16 protein-coding genes are annotated in these 15528 nt (G+C 61.1%); 3 read left to right on the plus strand and 13 right to left on the minus strand.

Going from position 1 to position 15528, the window contains the following annotated elements:
- The first annotated feature begins 286 nt into the window (after window positions 1-286).
- Together NKI70_RS18780 and glnA are read left to right on the plus strand one after the other, a co-directional pair.
- The gene (locus tag NKI70_RS18780) at window positions 287-625 is read left to right on the plus strand and encodes a P-II family nitrogen regulator (RefSeq protein ID WP_019857988.1); all 339 of its coding nucleotides are present in this window, start codon (window positions 287-289) and stop codon (window positions 623-625) included.
- Window positions 626-679: 54 nt separating this feature from the next.
- Window positions 680-2089, plus strand: a complete 1410-nt coding sequence (gene glnA / locus NKI70_RS18785) for a type I glutamate--ammonia ligase (RefSeq protein ID WP_023675115.1) — start codon at window positions 680-682, stop codon at window positions 2087-2089.
- A gap of 115 nt (window positions 2090-2204) precedes the next feature.
- Here the strand turns inward: glnA and NKI70_RS18790 are convergent, their stop codons facing one another.
- A complete protein-coding gene (locus NKI70_RS18790; protein ID WP_023675116.1) occupies window positions 2205-3245 on the minus strand; it encodes a glutamine synthetase beta-grasp domain-containing protein in 1041 nt (346 codons plus the stop codon).
- A 317-nt stretch (window positions 3246-3562) separates the two neighbouring features.
- Here NKI70_RS18790 and NKI70_RS18795 point away from each other — a divergent pair, with 317 nt between their 5' ends.
- A complete protein-coding gene (locus NKI70_RS18795) occupies window positions 3563-3757 on the plus strand; it encodes a DUF2735 domain-containing protein (protein WP_352568581.1) in 195 nt (64 codons plus the stop codon).
- Window positions 3758-3841: 84 nt separating this feature from the next.
- On the opposite strand, the gene NKI70_RS18800 is transcribed toward NKI70_RS18795, so the two are convergent.
- The 12 genes from NKI70_RS18800 to NKI70_RS18855 form a co-directional block, all read right to left on the minus strand.
- The gene (locus NKI70_RS18800; protein WP_352568580.1) at window positions 3842-5728 is read right to left on the minus strand and encodes an MFS transporter; all 1887 of its coding nucleotides are present in this window, start codon (window positions 5726-5728) and stop codon (window positions 3842-3844) included.
- Window positions 5729-5913: 185 nt separating this feature from the next.
- Window positions 5914-6705, minus strand: a complete 792-nt coding sequence (locus NKI70_RS18805) for an ATP12 family chaperone protein (RefSeq protein ID WP_352698810.1) — start codon at window positions 6703-6705, stop codon at window positions 5914-5916.
- 2 nt (window positions 6706-6707) lie between these two features.
- Window positions 6708-7565 carry a DMT family transporter gene (locus tag NKI70_RS18810; RefSeq protein WP_502897768.1) on the minus strand — a complete coding sequence of 286 codons (858 nt, stop codon included), beginning with the start codon at window positions 7563-7565 and terminating at the stop codon, window positions 6708-6710.
- A gap of 68 nt (window positions 7566-7633) precedes the next feature.
- Window positions 7634-8614: an RluA family pseudouridine synthase gene (locus tag NKI70_RS18815; protein ID WP_352698806.1), complete on the minus strand. Its 981-nt coding sequence runs from the start codon at window positions 8612-8614 to the stop codon at window positions 7634-7636.
- A gap of 62 nt (window positions 8615-8676) precedes the next feature.
- Window positions 8677-9015, minus strand: a complete 339-nt coding sequence (locus tag NKI70_RS18820) for a DUF190 domain-containing protein (RefSeq protein ID WP_254817158.1) — start codon at window positions 9013-9015, stop codon at window positions 8677-8679.
- The gene (gene crcB / locus NKI70_RS18825; RefSeq protein WP_245274632.1) at window positions 9012-9383 is read right to left on the minus strand and encodes a fluoride efflux transporter CrcB; all 372 of its coding nucleotides are present in this window, start codon (window positions 9381-9383) and stop codon (window positions 9012-9014) included. The genes NKI70_RS18820 and crcB (NKI70_RS18825) overlap by 4 nt, the downstream gene beginning before the upstream one ends.
- Window positions 9384-9505: 122 nt before the next feature.
- A complete protein-coding gene (gene crcB / locus NKI70_RS18830; RefSeq protein ID WP_352593858.1) occupies window positions 9506-9892 on the minus strand; it encodes a fluoride efflux transporter CrcB in 387 nt (128 codons plus the stop codon).
- A gap of 31 nt (window positions 9893-9923) precedes the next feature.
- Window positions 9924-10754, minus strand: a complete 831-nt coding sequence (locus tag NKI70_RS18835; RefSeq protein ID WP_352698804.1) for an aspartyl/asparaginyl beta-hydroxylase domain-containing protein — start codon at window positions 10752-10754, stop codon at window positions 9924-9926.
- A 136-nt stretch (window positions 10755-10890) separates the two neighbouring features.
- On the minus strand, window positions 10891-12201 hold the full coding sequence (locus NKI70_RS18840; protein WP_352698802.1) for a replication-associated recombination protein A: 1311 nt from the start codon (window positions 12199-12201) through the stop codon (window positions 10891-10893).
- A gap of 43 nt (window positions 12202-12244) precedes the next feature.
- Window positions 12245-13732, minus strand: a complete 1488-nt coding sequence (locus NKI70_RS18845) for a DegQ family serine endoprotease (RefSeq protein ID WP_023675126.1) — start codon at window positions 13730-13732, stop codon at window positions 12245-12247.
- 193 nt (window positions 13733-13925) lie between these two features.
- Window positions 13926-14357: a 50S ribosomal protein L17 gene (gene rplQ / locus NKI70_RS18850; RefSeq protein WP_023675127.1), complete on the minus strand. Its 432-nt coding sequence runs from the start codon at window positions 14355-14357 to the stop codon at window positions 13926-13928.
- A gap of 116 nt (window positions 14358-14473) precedes the next feature.
- Window positions 14474-15484, minus strand: coding sequence for a DNA-directed RNA polymerase subunit alpha (locus NKI70_RS18855; RefSeq protein ID WP_023675128.1), 1011 nt, complete (start codon window positions 15482-15484; stop codon window positions 14474-14476).
- Window positions 15485-15528 lie beyond the last annotated feature (44 nt).

Genomic DNA, 15528 nt, shown 5'->3' on the forward strand with positions numbered 1-15528 from the left:
AAGCAATTTGGCGGCGTACATCGTTCGGGACGACGGCGCGCAGCTGCCCATGAAATACCCGATCTGCCCAATTTTTGTGCGGACGGCAGGACCGGCGGTGTGTAGGCTCGCGGCATTCATGGCGCATCCAACGCTGCGAATGACGCGAATGTACATTCCCGCGTGGCATGGTATCCAAATCATGTGAGGCCGTTCGGCGCCCCATCAATTGGCACAGTTCGTGCTTGATTGAGGCGCAAGCGGGGCTCACAACCCGTCTTTTTTGGCAGTGGAGGCCACTTTTTACATGAAAAAGATCGAAGCGATCATCAAGCCGTTCAAGCTAGACGAAGTGAAGGAAGCGCTTCAGGAGGCCGGCCTGCAAGGTATCACCGTTACCGAGGCCAAAGGGTTTGGCCGCCAGAAGGGCCATACCGAGCTTTATCGCGGCGCCGAATATGTCGTCGACTTCCTGCCGAAGGTGAAAATCGAAGTCGTGCTCGGCGACGATGCGGTCGAAGCCGCGATCGAAGCCATCCGCAAGGCGGCCCAGACCGGCCGCATCGGCGACGGTAAGATCTTCGTCTCCAATATCGAGGAAGTGGTGCGCATTCGCACCGGCGAAACCGGCATGGACGCCGTCTGAATTTTCCCGTTAAAAGGCCATGTTCAAAACGTCATCACATAGGGAAGCAGGGACATGACGACAGCCAAAGACATCATGAAGCAGATCAAGGACAACGACGTTAAGTTCGTCGATCTGCGCTTCACCGATCCGAAGGGCAAACTGCAGCACGTTACGATGGATGTCGTCGAGGTCGAGGAAGACATGTTTGCCGATGGCGTCATGTTCGATGGTTCCTCGATCGCAGGCTGGAAGGCGATCAACGAGTCCGACATGGTGCTGATGCCGGATTCCGATACGGTGCATATGGACCCGTTCTTCGCGCAGTCGACCATGGTCATCCTGTGCGACATCCTCGATCCGATCTCCGGGGAGTCCTACAATCGCGACCCGCGCGGCACCGCTAAAAAAGCCGAGGCCTACATGAAGGCCGAAGGCATCGGCGACCAGATCTTCGTCGGTCCTGAAGCCGAGTTCTTCGTGTTCGACGACGTCAAGTACAAAGCCGATCCCTACAACACCGGCTTCAGGCTGGATTCGACCGAACTGCCGTCCAATGACGATACCGACTACGAGACCGGCAACCTCGGTCACCGGCCGCGCATCAAGGGCGGTTATTTCCCGGTGCCGCCGGTCGATTCGGCGCAGGACATGCGCTCGGAAATGCTCACCGTGCTCGCCGAGATGGGCGTGCGCGTCGAAAAGCACCACCACGAAGTGGCCGCCGCACAGCACGAGCTCGGCATCAAGTTCGACACGCTGGTCCGCAACGCCGACAAGATGCTGATCTACAAATATGTCGTGCACCAGGTCGCCAATGCGTATGGCAAGACGGCCACCTTCATGCCGAAGCCGGTGTTCGGCGACAATGGCTCGGGCATGCATGTCCACCAGTCGATCTGGAAGGAAGGAAAGCCGACTTTCGCCGGCAACGAATATGCCGGCCTGTCCGAGAGCTGCCTGTTCTACATCGGTGGCATCATCAAGCATGCGAAGGCGATCAACGCCTTCACCAACCCGCTGACCAACTCCTACAAGCGCCTGGTGCCGGGCTATGAAGCGCCGGTGCTGCTCGCCTATTCGGCACGCAACCGCTCGGCCTCGTGCCGCATTCCGTTCGGCTCGTCGCCGAAGGCCAAGCGCGTCGAGGTCCGCTTCCCCGATCCGGGCGCGAACCCCTATCTCGCCTTCGCCGCCATGCTGATGGCCGGCCTTGACGGCATCAAGAACAAGATCCACCCGGGACAGCCGATGGACAAGGATCTCTACGATCTGCCGCCGAAGGAATTGAAGAAAATCCCGACCGTCTGCGGCTCGCTGCGCGAGGCTTTGCAGAGCCTCGACAAGGACCGCGGCTTCCTGAAGGCCGGCGGCGTCTTCGACGACGACCAGATCGACAGCTACATCGAGCTTAAGATGGCCGAGGTGATGCGCTTCGAAATGACGCCGCATCCGGTCGAATACGATATGTACTATTCGGTCTGATCCAGATCGTTGCAGCCAACAAAAAAACCCCGGAGGAGACGCCGGGGTTTTTTATTGCGATGCGATCAGAGAGAAAGTCACGGCGCAGACCTGAGGTCTACGCCGGGACGAATGCTCAAGCCGCGGCCGACACTTCGGCGCTGGTAGGGACGGAGGCGATCGTCTTCAATATCTGCGAGGCGATCTGGTAGGGGTCACCCTGCGAGTTCGGGCGGCGATCCTCGAGATAGCCCTTGTAGCCGTTATTGATAAAGGAATGCGGCACGCGGATCGAGGCGCCGCGGTCGGCGATGCCGTAGCTGAACCTGTTCCAGGGCGCGGTCTCGTGCTTGCCGGTCAAACGCTTGTCGTTGTCCGGCCCATAGACGGCGATGTGATCCATCAGGTTTTTGTCGAAGGCTGCCATCAGCGCCTCGAAATAGCCCTTGCCGCCGACTTCGCGCATATAGGCGGTCGAGAAGTTGGCATGCATGCCGGAGCCGTTCCAATCGGTGTCGCCGAGCGGCTTGCAGTGATATTCGATATCGATGCCGTACTTCTCGGTCAGGCGCTGCAACAAATAGCGCGCCATCCACATCTGGTCGGCGGCCTTCTTGGAGCCCTTGCCGAAGATCTGGAATTCCCACTGGCCTTTGGCCACCTCGGCGTTGATGCCTTCATGGTTGATGCCGGCGGCAAGGCAAAGGTCGAGATGCTCCTCGACGATCTGCCTGGCGACTGAGCCGACATTGCTGTAGCCGACGCCGGTATAGTACGGGCCTTGCGGCGCCGGATAGCCGCTCTCGGGGAAGCCGAGCGGGCGGCCGTCCTTGTAGAAGAAATACTCCTGCTCGAAGCCGAACCAGGCGCCCTCGTCGTCGAGGATGGTGGCGCGCTTATTGGAGGCATGCGGCGTCACGCCATCGGGCATCATGACCTCGCACATAACGAGCGCGCCATTGGTGCGGGCCGGATCCGGGTAGACGGCGACCGGCTTCAGAACGCAATCGGAGCTGTGGCCCTCGGCCTGCATGGTCGAAGAACCGTCGAAGCCCCACAGCGGAAGCTGGTCGAGCGTCGGAAACTCGGCATAGTCCTTGATCTGCGTCTTTCCGCGAAGATTGGGAACCGGGGTGTATCCATCGAGCCAAATGTACTCGAGCTTGTATTTCGTCATTCTAGCCTCTCGTTGCTTGATCACCGAACCCTGGATGGCGCCGGAGCAGGCCGGCCTATCCAGCAGCCGACCTGCCGGATTATCAAAAAGCAATTCGTGTGCCATTCTCGCCGGCGACGGGTGCGGCAAAGTGAGGTCGCATCGGCGCAAAATTGCCGGGCCGCTGCAAGGTGCGCTGGGATCACTCACAAGCATAGTTTGCATAAATAATGTGCAACTAGTGATCTTTTTATAATCATATTGCCTAATTCGATTGCTGAACCTATCTTGGGGAAAGGTTGAATCGGCTAGGTTCTGTCGAAGAAAGGAAACCGACAATGGAAATCACTTCCACTCGTCAGTCGGCCAAAATCCTGATGTTCCCGGTGGCAGCGCGCGTGTCTGCCTCAAATTTAAGCGGAAAGGCTAAGTTCGCGGCAGAACTTGCTTCTTTGCGCAACCGCACGGATTTCGGAAGTGCCTGGTATCATGAGGCAGCGATCGAGGAAGCGAAACAGGATCGGAAGAGCTAGGCTTCTCCGTCCGCGTATTTGATAAATTGGCAAAGCCCGGCGCGATCGCTCGCGCCGGGCTTTGCTTGAGCCGGGACAGGTCGGCTACTGCTTGGTGTGCAGGTCTGTTCCGAGGGTATCCCTGACGAAGATCATGCCAATGATCAGCGACATCGCTGCAACGGCGACCGGATACCAGAGGCCGTAATAGATGTTGCCCTTAGCCGCGCTCAGCGCGAAGACGGTCACCGGCAGTAAACCGCCAAACCAGCCATTGCCAATATGATAAGGCAGCGACATGCCGGTGTAGCGGATGCGGGTCGGGAACATCTCGACCAGGATCGCAGCGATCGGCCCGTAAACCATGGTCACGTACAGAACCAGGATGAACAGGATGCCGATGGTCAGCGGCCAGTTGATCTGTGCCGGATCCGCGAACATGGCAAAAGCGCCGGACGCGGGAATGTTGTAGACTGTCACCTCGGTTGCGCCAGCCGCTTCTTCCTTGGTCAGGATCTTGTCAGCGACTGCCTTGTCTGTCGGGACGGTCGTTTTTTCGCCGGCACGAATCGCGGTGGCATCGAGTTTAAGCTCGGGATTGGCAGCCACAAAAGCGTCGAGCTTCTGGTCGGCCACTTTCGATGCCGCACGCTTTAGAGGATAACCTCCATCCTGTAAGGCGATATTGATTGCCTTGCCGAAGGCTGTGTCCTTGGCCTTCAACTGGTCGCCAGCCGCGACCGCGTCATAGGCTTCAGCCGTTTCGTTGCCGATCTTGACCGTTGCAGCAGTTCCGGGCGCGGCTGTCGTGACCACATCGTATGGCACGGAACTCTTCGCAAGGAATGCCGTGGCAACATCGCACGAGCTGGTGAATTTCCATGTTCCGGTAAGATTGAATTGGAAACTGCAGTCGCCCGGTGCGGCGGTGACGGTTGCTCGAACATTTTCCTGCGCGGTAGCTAGAGTGGGATTAGCGGCGCGGGTCAGTGCCTTGAACAGTGGAAAGGTGGTGACGATCGCCAGCGCCAAACCCGCCATGATGATCGGTTTGCGGCCGATCTTGTCGGAGAGCCAGCCGAATACGACGAAGAAGATGGTGCCAAGCGCCAGCGCGATCGCGATCATGATATTGACCGACTGCGGATCGACCTTGAGCACGTTCTGCAGGAAGAACAGCGCGTAGAACTGGCCGTTGTACCAGACCACGGCCTGGCCAGCGGTAAGGCCAAGCAGCGCCAGCAATGCGATCTTGGCGTTTTTCCACTGGCCGAAGGCTTCGGACAGGGGTGCCTTGGAGCCTTTGCCCTCTGCCTTCATACGCTGGAAGGTCGGAGACTCGGCAAGTGACAGGCGAATCCAGACCGAGATGGCGAGCAGGACCGCGGAAACCAGGAACGGAATGCGCCAGCCCCAAGCTGTGAAATCTTCCTTGCTGAGGGAATTCTGCACAATCAGAATCACGATCAGCGACAGGAACAGGCCGAGCGTTGCGGTGGTCTGGATCCATGAGGTGTAGAAGCCACGGCGGTCATCTGGAGCGTGCTCGGCGACGTAGGTCGCGGCGCCGCCATATTCGCCGCCAAGCGCCAGACCCTGGAGCAGACGGAGCGCAATCAGCATGATCGGCGCGGCAATGCCCCAACTGGCGGAGCCGGGAAGCACGCCGACGAGGAAGGTCGACAGACCCATGATCATGATGGTGACAAGAAATGTGTACTTGCGGCCGACGAGATCGCCGATGCGGCCGAACACCAGGGCACCAAGCGGGCGAACGATGAAGCCTGCGGCAAACGCCAGAAGCACGAAGATATTTCTCGTTGTTTCCGGATAGGAGTTGAAGAATGCGGTGCCGATCGCGGCCGCCAATGCACCGTAGAGATAGAAATCGTACCATTCGAAAATGGTGCCGAGCGAGGAAGCAAAGATGACCTTCTTCTCCTCGCGCGTCATGCCGCGGCTTGTTTTGCCGGCGGTCGATGCCATTGCCATGAGCGTATCCTCCCGTGTGATTCTGCCAGTCCTCGATGCGGCACTTCATCGTCCGCGTTTCCTCGCAACGCAGACTCAGTGCAGCCATCAGTGCAAAAAATGACAGAAAGCAGTGCCCAGAGGCAGACCGCCTTTGGGATTATGACTTTGGTCTAATGTGCAGTGCGAAATCGCAGGTAGTGCCGTCAGCCTTTGAGAGCGTCGAGCAGTCCGACTGCCGCCATCATGTCGCGCTTGCGGGCCGCGCGGCGCGCGAGCGCCTCGGCATCATGGCCCCATTGCTCGGCCTGCCAGTCCTCGTCGACATGGCCGGCAGCCCAGGCCGCCTCGCCGTCTAGCTCGCCGACATCGACGGCCAGCGCCAGCAGCGCCGATCCGGTCAGCGACGTCATGACGTGGATGGCGGCAAGGCGCAGCGGATCGGCACGTTGGGCAAGATGCTGGCCAAGCAGCGCGATACTCTCGCGCGGCTGTTCGACATGGATCACGCCTTCGGCAAGATGGAACCGGGCGCCGAGCGCGCTGCGCACCCAGTCGATGACCGGATCCCAATGCTCGTTCTGCCGGTCGACGAGTCCTTGGGGCGCATCGGCGCGGTAGCAGAGCAGATCGGACGAGGCAAAGCGCAGGATGTCCTCCAGCACGGCCTGGGGATCACTGGCGACGCCATCGATTGCCGTATTGACCAGACGCATCACCGGCATCGTCACCGGGTCGATGGTCTCCTCCTGTGCGGCGAATTCCTCGGCGACGAGAGCAGCCGCCTTTTCGGTCGGCAGCGCCAGCAGCGCCTTGGCCGGCGTGCGGACGGGCTTGCCATCGAGATGGACGGCAAAACCGTCTTCGACCGGTGCTACCGCGACGGTCTTGTAGAAGCGCTTCGGCAGCGGCGTCTTCATCTGGATCTGGGCGCGACGCACCGGGTCTGGATCAGAGAGCTGCTTTCCAGCTTCGAGGTCGTTCAATATATCGCGCATGCTCATCCGGGACTTTGTTTTCGGGCCGGCCGGTTGACGATGATAAGACCGGCGGCGATGAGGCCGAGTGCCAGGAAGATACGAACGGTCAGCGGCTCGTTCAAGAACACGGCGCCGCAGAGCACGCCGAAGACCGGCGACAGGAAGGTGAAGCTCGACAGTCCAGATGCAGGGTAGCGCCGCAGCAGCCAGAACCACAGCACATAGGTGAACGCGACAACGTAGACGGCCTGGAACAGCAGCGCCAAGGTCGGCAGAAGGATAAAGCTGCGGACGGGCGGCCCGGCAAAGGGCATCACCAAAATGCCGACGACAGCGGCCCCGGCCAGCTGATAGAGCAGCAGCTTTTCGGCGCTGGCCGTCACCAGCTTCGACCGCTTGATGACGATATTGGTCACGGCCCACAGAATGCCGGCACCGAGACTGAGCAAATCGCCGCCCAATGTTGCGCCGCCATTGGCGCTCAGTTTATCGGAAAACACCGCGATCAGTCCGGCGAAAGCGAGCAGCAGACCAATGAGCTTGCGCGCCGTGATGCTTTCGCCCAGCAGGAAATGACCGCCGACCAGCATCCAGAACGGCATGGTGTTGACCAGCAAAGTGTTGCGCACGACAGTGGTGTGCTCGAGCCCGACATAGAGAAACAGGAACTCGAGACCGAAAAGCGCGCCTGCCAGGATGCCGGCGACGACGGTCTTGTCGGGCGTGAACAGCGCAATGCCGCGCCAGCGGCACCAGCCGAAAACACACAGGCCGCCGATGACCGAGCGGGCGATGGACAGGAAAACAGGGTCGTAGCCAGCATAGGAGATCTTGGCGGCAACGTAGTTCAGGCCCCACGAAAAGGTCAGCCCGACCATGATGACGGCGGCCGCCAGATCGACCGCGTCACGGCGGTCGAGCGTATCTGTGGCGACGCCCACCGCCGCTAGTCCTCCGCGCTCGCGTCATCGAAACCGAGCAGGTTCCAGCTCTGGCGCATATGCGGCGGCATCGGTGCGGTGACGTCGACAAAGCCCTTGTCGGGATGCGGGATAACGATGCGGCGCGCGTGCAGATGCAGCCGGTTCTGCATGCCGCCTGGAAAATCCCAATTGGTGTCGGCCTCGAAATATTTGGGGTCGCCGATGATCGGGCAACCGATATGGGCGGCATGGACGCGAAGCTGGTGGGTGCGCCCGGTATAGGGTTCCATTTCCAGCCAGGACAGGGTCTGCGCCGCCTGCTCGACGATGCGGTAATAGGACACGGCGTGATCGGCGCCCTTTTCGCCGTGCTTGGCGATGCGCACACGATCGCCGTCGGCCGTCGGTTCCTTGATCAGCCAGGTCGAGATCTTGTCCTCGCGCTTCGGCGGCACGCCCTTGACCAGCGCCCAGTAGGTTTTCTTCGTCTCACGCGCCCGGAACGCTTCGGCGAGCCTCATGGCGGCGAGCCTTGTACGGGCGACAACCAGCACACCCGACGTGTCGCGGTCGAGCCGGTGCACCAGACGCGGCTTCTCGCCCTTCTGGTTGCGCCAGGCTTCCAGCATGTCGTCGACATTGCGGGTGACGCCAGAGCCGCCCTGGACCGCCAGGCCGGCCGGCTTGTTGAAGACGAAGACCTTCGGGTCCTCATGGATCAGCATCTTTGCCAAAACGTCGGCGTCGCCCTGGTTGCGGATCGAATGACCGGTGAGCGGGCTTTCACCTTTCTTGTCGACTTCGAGCGGCGGCACTCGGACCGTCTGGCCGGCTTCGACGCGGGTATCGGCCTTCACCCTGCCGCCGTCGACGCGGATCTGGCCGGAACGCAGCAGCTTCTGCAGATGACCGAAACCGAGACCGGGGAAATGGCTCTTGAACCAGCGGTCGAGCCGCATGCCCGCCTCGCCGGCGTCCACTGTGATCTGTTCAACGCCTGCCATGATTCCAATCGCCGTTTTGCAGGCATGCAACGGCATTCGCCGGTACCCGCAATCTCACTCGGTTATTCGTTGTCGGTTCCATATTGCAGAACCTGAACTTTCTCCAGCGTAATCAAACCACTTGTCATGATTGTTTCAAGCACGGGCAGGAAAGCGGCCAATTTTTCCTCGTCATCGACGATCTCGATGACGAGTGGCAGATCCTCCGACAGGCGGAGGATCTTCGTGGTGTGAAGCCGGCTGGAATGGCCGAACCCCATCGCGCCGCGCAGGACGGTCGCGCCGGCTATCTGCATTTCGCGGGCCCTCAGCACGATAACCTCATACAGCGGACGGCCATCTGCCTTGTCGTTTTCGCCGATAAATATGCGCAGCAATTGTGCCTGGGTTGGTATCTTCATTGCCTGGACCCTCTCAGCCGGTTGAGCCGAACTGCAAAGATGTGGCCAAGCCAGACGGCGGCAAGCCAGGCCACCACGGAGATCGCGATATTGAGTCCCGCCGCCACAAGCCTCCCGCCTTGCGCGAGGGTGAGTGTTTCAAGGCTGAAAGCGGAGAAGGTCGTCAGGCCGCCGCAGAAGCCGGCCATGAAGAATTGACGTTGCAGCGGACCGGCGAAGACGCGACCATCCGGTCCCGTCAATGTCGCGTAGAAGCCGATGAGGAACGAGCCAACAATGTTGACGAGGAGCGTGCCGAAGGGAAATCCAGCGCCCCACAGGGCAGTGCTCGTCGATGAGGCAAGCGCCCGCAACACACCGCCGATCATGCTGCCTGCGGCTACGGTCGCATAGAGCCGAACCGTTTCGTTGGTTCTGCGACGGCCAATGAGGCGCGCCGCATGCCCTGCCGCAGTGTCCGTCCCGTCGTGGCGGAGCTTCCGCAGGCCGCTCACGGCGCCCCGCCGCCAATCAGAAGACTTCCCGCAGCAAAGCCCAGCGTCACGCCGCCGAGGCTCAGAAAAACCGAAAGCAGCACATTTCCGCCGGCGCGCCGCCATTCGCCCTCGCGCGCCAGCGCCAGCGTCTGCAGGCTGAAGGAAGAAACCGTGGTGTAGCAGCCGAGGCCGCCGGTAACGGTAAAGGCCCAGATGGCGGGCATGCCGTCGCGCGCCACCGCATGCGCAACGACACCGATTGCAAACGCTCCCGAGACGTTGACGGCCATAGTGCCCCAGGGAAAGGTCTCGCCGACCCGGCGGGCGACGAAGCCGGACAGGAAGAAGCGGGCCATTGCACCGATCGCGCCACCAAGGCAGACAAGCAACAGATGATACATCGTGCTTCCTCGCGCCGGTCACACCACGGTGTCAGGCGGCTCCGGCCTTCTTCGGCTTGCTGGAGCCGATCATCTTCCAGTTCTTGTAGAACATGGCATTGATGCGCTCGACGCTGACCGAAACGATGGCGAGAAGAGCGGCGATTAGGCCCGGGAATGGCGATGGCCGGATGATGTCCATGAACACGCAGTAGCGGCGCCCATCATATTCGTTGACCGAGCGGTGCAGCAGCGTGTCGTCGAAAATATAGAGCGGATTGTCGTGCCAGTAGTTCCTGGCGTTGTTGCACTCGACGAAAACCTCGGCCTTCACCGGGAGAAGATTGTAGAGAATGCGCAGGCTGAGCCGCAGCGGTCCGAAATGCCAGGAGGTCGATTCCTTGCCCCTGAACACCGACACGGCGATGGTCTTGATATATTTGAAATCCTTGTTGAATTCGGCGACGTTGTCGATCTTGTGCTTGCCGTACCACTGGTAGACATACATGCCGCGCCGGCCGCTGCCGAAATTGGCGTCGATATCGGCGATGATCTCGTCCTTGCGCGCCTTGAAGACGTCCAGAACCTCGTTGACCTCACGCTGATAGTCCGGAGGAAACTGGTCCAGTTTCCAGACACCGCGGTTTCTGTAGCACAGCAGATCGACCAGCAGATTGAAGGGCGAAAGCAGCCAGGTGAAGATGCCGTTGCCGAGAAAATAACCACTGAACAGCGCCCAGTTCTTGTTGTCATTGCGCAACACGTCGACCAGGCCGAGGACAATGAAAATTGTCGTCAGGATGGGAATGAAATAGAAGCCGAGCGCCAGCAGCGGGATCGCCATGGCGAACTTTCGAAGGGTCTTGCGAGTTTTTTTTGTCATTTTTCCACGCGCCAGGCGCGATTCCGTTCTGAATATCGTCGGTACGTTTCTGGCCTGTCCGCCGGCCGGAGGCGCATCTTGATAGGGTTTTTTATCCCGCCAGACAACGGCGATCACACCAGTGTGCGACTGGCAGCTACTTTTCCCGCTCGCTGCGCAGCTTCGCCCAATAATCCAGCCGCTTCCTGATATCGCGCTCGAAGCCGCGCTCGGGCGGGTCGTAGAATGTCTGCCTTCCCATCTTCTCCGGAAAATAGTCCTGGCCGGAAAAAGCGTCGGGTTCGTCGTGGTCGTAGCGGTAGCCGGCGCCGTAATCTTCCTGTTTCATCAGCTTGGTCGGCGCATTGAGAATGTGCTTGGGCGGCAGCAGCGAACCGAATTCCTTCGCTGCCTGTGTGGCGGCCTTGAACGCGGTATAGACTGCATTGGATTTCGGCGCGGTGGCGAGATAGACGGTCGCCTCGGCGAAGGCCAGTTCGCCCTCGGGCGAGCCCAGATAGTCATAGGCGTCCTTGGCGGCGTTAGCGACGACGAGCGCCTGCGGGTCGGCCAGCCCGATATCCTCCATCGCCATGCGCACCAACCGGCGCCCGAGATAAAGCGGATCTTCGCCGGCGTCGAACATGCGGGCGAGATAGTAGAGTGCCGCGTCGGGGTCGGAGCCGCGCACCGATTTGTGCAAGGCGGAGATCAAATTGTAGTGGCCGTCCTGTCCCTTGTCGTAGATCGGCGCGCGGCGCTGGACGATGCGCTGCAGGGCTTCGGCGCCGAACACCTCCTTTGATTTCGCTGCGCGCCAGACCTCTTCGGCGAGCGTCAGCGCCGCGCGGCCGTCGCCATCGCTCATGCGGATGAGCATCGCCCGTGCCTCGTCATCGAGCGGCAGCGCCCTGCCCTCTGCCTCCTCGGCCCGCGCCAGCAGCTTGGCGATGCTGTCCTCGCCGAGCGAGTGGAAGACCAGCACACGCGCGCGCGACAACAGCGCGGCGTTAAGCTCGAAGGACGGGTTCTCGGTGGTGGCGCCGACCAGCACGACGGTGCCGTCTTCCATCACGGGCAGAAAACTGTCCTGCTGGGCGCGGTTGAAGCGATGGATCTCGTCGACGAACAGCAGTGTCTGGCGGCCGTTGGAGCGGCGCAGCTTCGCTGCCTCGAACACTTTCTTCAGGTCGGCAACGCCGGAAAACACCGCCGAGATCTGTTCGAAGGCGAGGCTTGTCTCGCCGGCAAGCAGCCGTGCGACCGTGGTCTTGCCGGTGCCGGGCGGGCCCCAGAAAATCATCGAGCCGAGCGAGCCGGAGCCGATCAGCCGCGTCAGCGCGCCGTCGGATCCGGTCAGATGCTCCTGGCCGACGACCTCGCCGAGGTTCTTCGGACGCAGACGGTCCGCCAGCGGCCTGCCGGGCGGCGTCTTTTCCGGTTCATCGACACTGAACAGATCGGCCATGCAACTTCTTCTGCCTGGAGCCCGATCATGCTGACGTTCGGGCTCAGTAACGCAACACCTGGCGTAGTATCTGCCCGCCGCGCTCGACGGTAAAGCGCCACCAGCGCGTATCCTGCTGGGCTACCTGTTCCAAGGTCGCCGCCTTGTCGATCGTCAGGCCATTGACCTCACGCACGATGTCGCCTGGCTGGAAGCCAAAATCGGCAGCAGGCGAATCGCGGTTGATGTCGACCACGGTGACGCCTTTGACATCCGTGCGCAGACCGAGCCGTTGGGCAAGCCGTGGCGACAGTTCAGCAACCTTGGCACCGGAAAACGGGCTGCGGCCGCGCAATATGAGTTCCGCAGCTTTGGCGCCCTCAGGCGGCCGTTCCAGCGCGATGTCCATCGTCGCCTGCTGACCCTTGCTCAGAACGCCGAAGCTGGCATTCGTACCAATCGACAGCGTCGCCATCCGGTAGTCCAGCGCCCCGACGCTCTCGACCGGCTTGCCGTTGAGCGACAGCACTACGTCGCCCGGCTTGAGCCCTGCCTTGGCGGCGGGTCCCGCCTCTTCGACCGAAGAAACCAGCGCACCGGTCGGTTTGTCGATGCCGAGCGATTCGGCAATCTGCGGCGTCACCGCCTCGAACTCGGCACCGGCATACGGCCGCTCGAAGAAGTCGAGCCCGGCCTTGGCCGCGTCGGCGAAGGCGCGAACCATGTTCGAAGGGATGGCAAAGCCGATGCCGATCGAGCCGCCGCTACGGCTATAGATCGCCGTGTTGATGCCGATCAGCTGCCCTCCCATGTTGACCAGCGCGCCACCGGAATTGCCGGGGTTGATGGCGGCGTCGGTCTGGATGAAGAAGCTGGAATCGGAGACGCCGATATGGCTGCGCGCCACCGCCGAAATAATGCCGCTGGTGGTGGTCTGGCCGACACCGAACGGATTGCCGATCGCCAGCACCAGGTCGCCGACCTCGAGCGCGTCGGAATCGCCGATGGCGATCACCGGAAACGGCTTGTCGGAAGAAATCTTGAGCACGGCGAGATCGAGCGTCTCGTCCTTAAGCAGTACCTTGCTGTCGAATTCGCGCCCATCGGCAGTCGCGACCTTGACCTGGTCGGCGTCCTTGACGACGTGGAAATTGGTGACCACGACGCCGGTCGGATCGACCAGCACCCCCGAACCGAGCGAGGACTGCGCGCGCGGCTGCGAGCGGCCGAAGAACTCCTCGAAGAACGGATCGCCGTCGAAGGGCGACGTCACCTTGGCGGTCTGCGAGGCGTAGACATTGACCACGGCCGGCGCCGTCTGCTTGACCAGCGGCGCGAAGGACAGCTGCACCTCCTCGCGGCCGAACGGCACGCGCTTGTCGGGGCCTGAAGTGGCGTTTTCGCCTTCGACGCCATGCAGCAGATCGGTTAGCACGTCGGACAGACCGGGATCTGGCTTGGCCTCCTCCGCCAGCGCGTGCCTGGCCGCCGGCACGACGGCCAACGCCATCAAGGCGCAGATCAGAACAATGGACAGCCGTTTAACGCGCATTCCGAATCCTCCAAGTCGGGCGCCATTGTCCTGACGATTGTGCAAAATGAAAGGCTAAGCCGCTGAAATCCGATTATTTTGGGTAGTCGCCGCAAAAACCGGTGACAAAACCCCTACCAGCCCTGCCCGGTACCTTCGGAAACAGAAAAAGGGCCCGGAGGCCCCTTTTGAACTTCTCGCGAAAAACCGAGCCTTATGCGGCTGCAGCTTCCTCTTCGGTGCCTTCGGCCTCGATGCGGGCACGGTCGCCGGCGCCCTTGGCCGAGGTGTCGCGGTCGACGAACTCGATGACCGCCATTGCCGCGTTATCACCGTGGCGGAAGCCGGCCTTCATGATGCGCAGATAGCCGCCGTTGCGGGTGGCATAACGTGGCGCGATGGTATCGAACAGGCGCTTGACGACGCCTTCATTGCCGATCTGGGCAATAACCTGGCGGCGGGCGTGCAGGTCGCCGCGCTTGCCGAGCGTCACCAACTTCTCGACGATCGGACGCAAATCCTTCGCCTTCGGCAGCGTGGTGAGGATCTGCTCGTGCTCGATAAGCGACACGGCAAGGTTGGCAAACATCGACTTGCGATGGCTTATGCTGCGGGCGAACCGGCGGCCTTTAAATCCGTGGCGCATGGCTCTTCTCCTTCATTGCGGTTTCAAGAGGCCTGAGCCCCAGTTGGTTAGCCGCATGATCTTGTCCGAAAAGTCTGCAACTTTTTGCTGCGCTGACCTTCGGTTCGAGATCATGCTCAATATTGGTCTTCGTAACGCTTGGCGAGGTCTTCGATGTTTTCCGGCGGCCAGTCCGGCACTTCCATGCCGAGATGCAGGCCCATCGCCGCCAGGACTTCCTTGATCTCGTTCAGCGACTTGCGGCCGAAGTTCGGGGTGCGCAGCATCTCGGCTTCGGTCTTCTGGATCAGGTCGCCGATATAGACGATGTTGTCGTTCTTCAGGCAGTTGGCCGAACGCACCGAAAGCTCGAGCTCGTCGACCTTCTTGAGCAGCGCCGGGTTGAAGGCAAGCTCGGTAACCTGTTCGGCGGCGACTTCCTTCTGCGGCTCGTCGAAATTGACGAACAGGCCGAGCTGGTCCTGCAGGATGCGAGCGGCGAAGGCCACCGCGTCCTCGCCCGAAATCGAACCGTCGGTCTCGATGGTCATGGTCAGCTTGTCATAGTCGAGAACCTGGCCCTCGCGGGTGTTCTCGACCTTGTAGGAGACCTTCTTGACCGGCGAATACAGGCTGTCGACGGGGATCAGCCCGATCGGCGCGTCCTCGGCGCGGTTACGGTCGGCCGGCACATAGCCCTTGCCGGTATCGACGGTGAATTCCATGCGGATTTCAGCGCCTTCGTCCAGCGTGCAGATGACGTGGTCGGGATTGAGGATCTCGACGTCGCCGACCGTCTGGATGTCGCCGGCGAGAACCGCGCCCGGTCCCTGCTTGCGGACGACCATGCGCTTGGGGCCGTCGCCTTCCATGCGGATGGCGATTTCCTTGATGTTCAAAACGATGTCGGTCACGTCCTCGCGGACGCCGGCGATGGACGAGAATTCATGCAGAACGCCGTCGATCTGCACGGCGGTTACAGCCGCGCCACGCAGCGAAGACAGAAGCACGCGGCGCAGCGCGTTGCCGAGGGTGAGGCCGAAGCCGCGCTCGAGCGGCTCGGCGACCAGCGTGGTCAGCGTCTTCTTCTTCGACGAGAACTCGATCTTGTTCGGCTTGATCAGTTCTTGCCAATTTTTCTGGATCATAGTGCTTTCCTTCCGTTGTCCCGCCACCATCCAATCGTGGCGGG

It is taken from the genome of Mesorhizobium sp. M0500 (assembly GCF_040321165.1).
GTDB lineage: Bacteria > Pseudomonadota > Alphaproteobacteria > Rhizobiales > Rhizobiaceae > Mesorhizobium.

Bases quoted from the DNA above. Each gene is read 5' to 3' on its own strand.
- NKI70_RS18780 (WP_019857988.1), top strand. From the start codon at position 287: ATGAAAAAGATCGAAGCGATCATCAAGCCGTTCAAGCTAGACGAAGTG.
- glnA (WP_023675115.1), top strand. From the start codon at position 680: ATGACGACAGCCAAAGACATCATGAAGCAGATCAAGGACAACGACGTT.
- NKI70_RS18790 (WP_023675116.1), bottom strand. From the start codon at position 3,245: ATGACGAAATACAAGCTCGAGTACATTTGGCTCGATGGATACACCCCG.
- NKI70_RS18795 (WP_352568581.1), top strand. From the start codon at position 3,563: ATGGAAATCACTTCCACTCGTCAGTCGGCCAAAATCCTGATGTTCCCG.
- NKI70_RS18800 (WP_352568580.1), bottom strand. From the start codon at position 5,728: ATGGCAATGGCATCGACCGCCGGCAAAACAAGCCGCGGCATGACGCGC.
- NKI70_RS18805 (WP_352698810.1), bottom strand. From the start codon at position 6,705: ATGCGCGATATATTGAACGACCTCGAAGCTGGAAAGCAGCTCTCTGAT.
- NKI70_RS18810 (WP_502897768.1), bottom strand. From the start codon at position 7,565: ATGGTCGGGCTGACCTTTTCGTGGGGCCTGAACTACGTTGCCGCCAAG.
- NKI70_RS18815 (WP_352698806.1), bottom strand. From the start codon at position 8,614: ATGGCAGGCGTTGAACAGATCACAGTGGACGCCGGCGAGGCGGGCATG.
- NKI70_RS18820 (WP_254817158.1), bottom strand. From the start codon at position 9,015: ATGAAGATACCAACCCAGGCACAATTGCTGCGCATATTTATCGGCGAA.
- crcB (WP_245274632.1), bottom strand. From the start codon at position 9,383: ATGATCGGCGGTGTGTTGCGGGCGCTTGCCTCATCGACGAGCACTGCC.
- crcB (WP_352593858.1), bottom strand. From the start codon at position 9,892: ATGTATCATCTGTTGCTTGTCTGCCTTGGTGGCGCGATCGGTGCAATG.
- NKI70_RS18835 (WP_352698804.1), bottom strand. From the start codon at position 10,754: ATGACAAAAAAAACTCGCAAGACCCTTCGAAAGTTCGCCATGGCGATC.
- NKI70_RS18840 (WP_352698802.1), bottom strand. From the start codon at position 12,201: ATGGCCGATCTGTTCAGTGTCGATGAACCGGAAAAGACGCCGCCCGGC.
- NKI70_RS18845 (WP_023675126.1), bottom strand. From the start codon at position 13,732: ATGCGCGTTAAACGGCTGTCCATTGTTCTGATCTGCGCCTTGATGGCG.
- rplQ (WP_023675127.1), bottom strand. From the start codon at position 14,357: ATGCGCCACGGATTTAAAGGCCGCCGGTTCGCCCGCAGCATAAGCCAT.
- NKI70_RS18855 (WP_023675128.1), bottom strand. From the start codon at position 15,484: ATGATCCAGAAAAATTGGCAAGAACTGATCAAGCCGAACAAGATCGAG.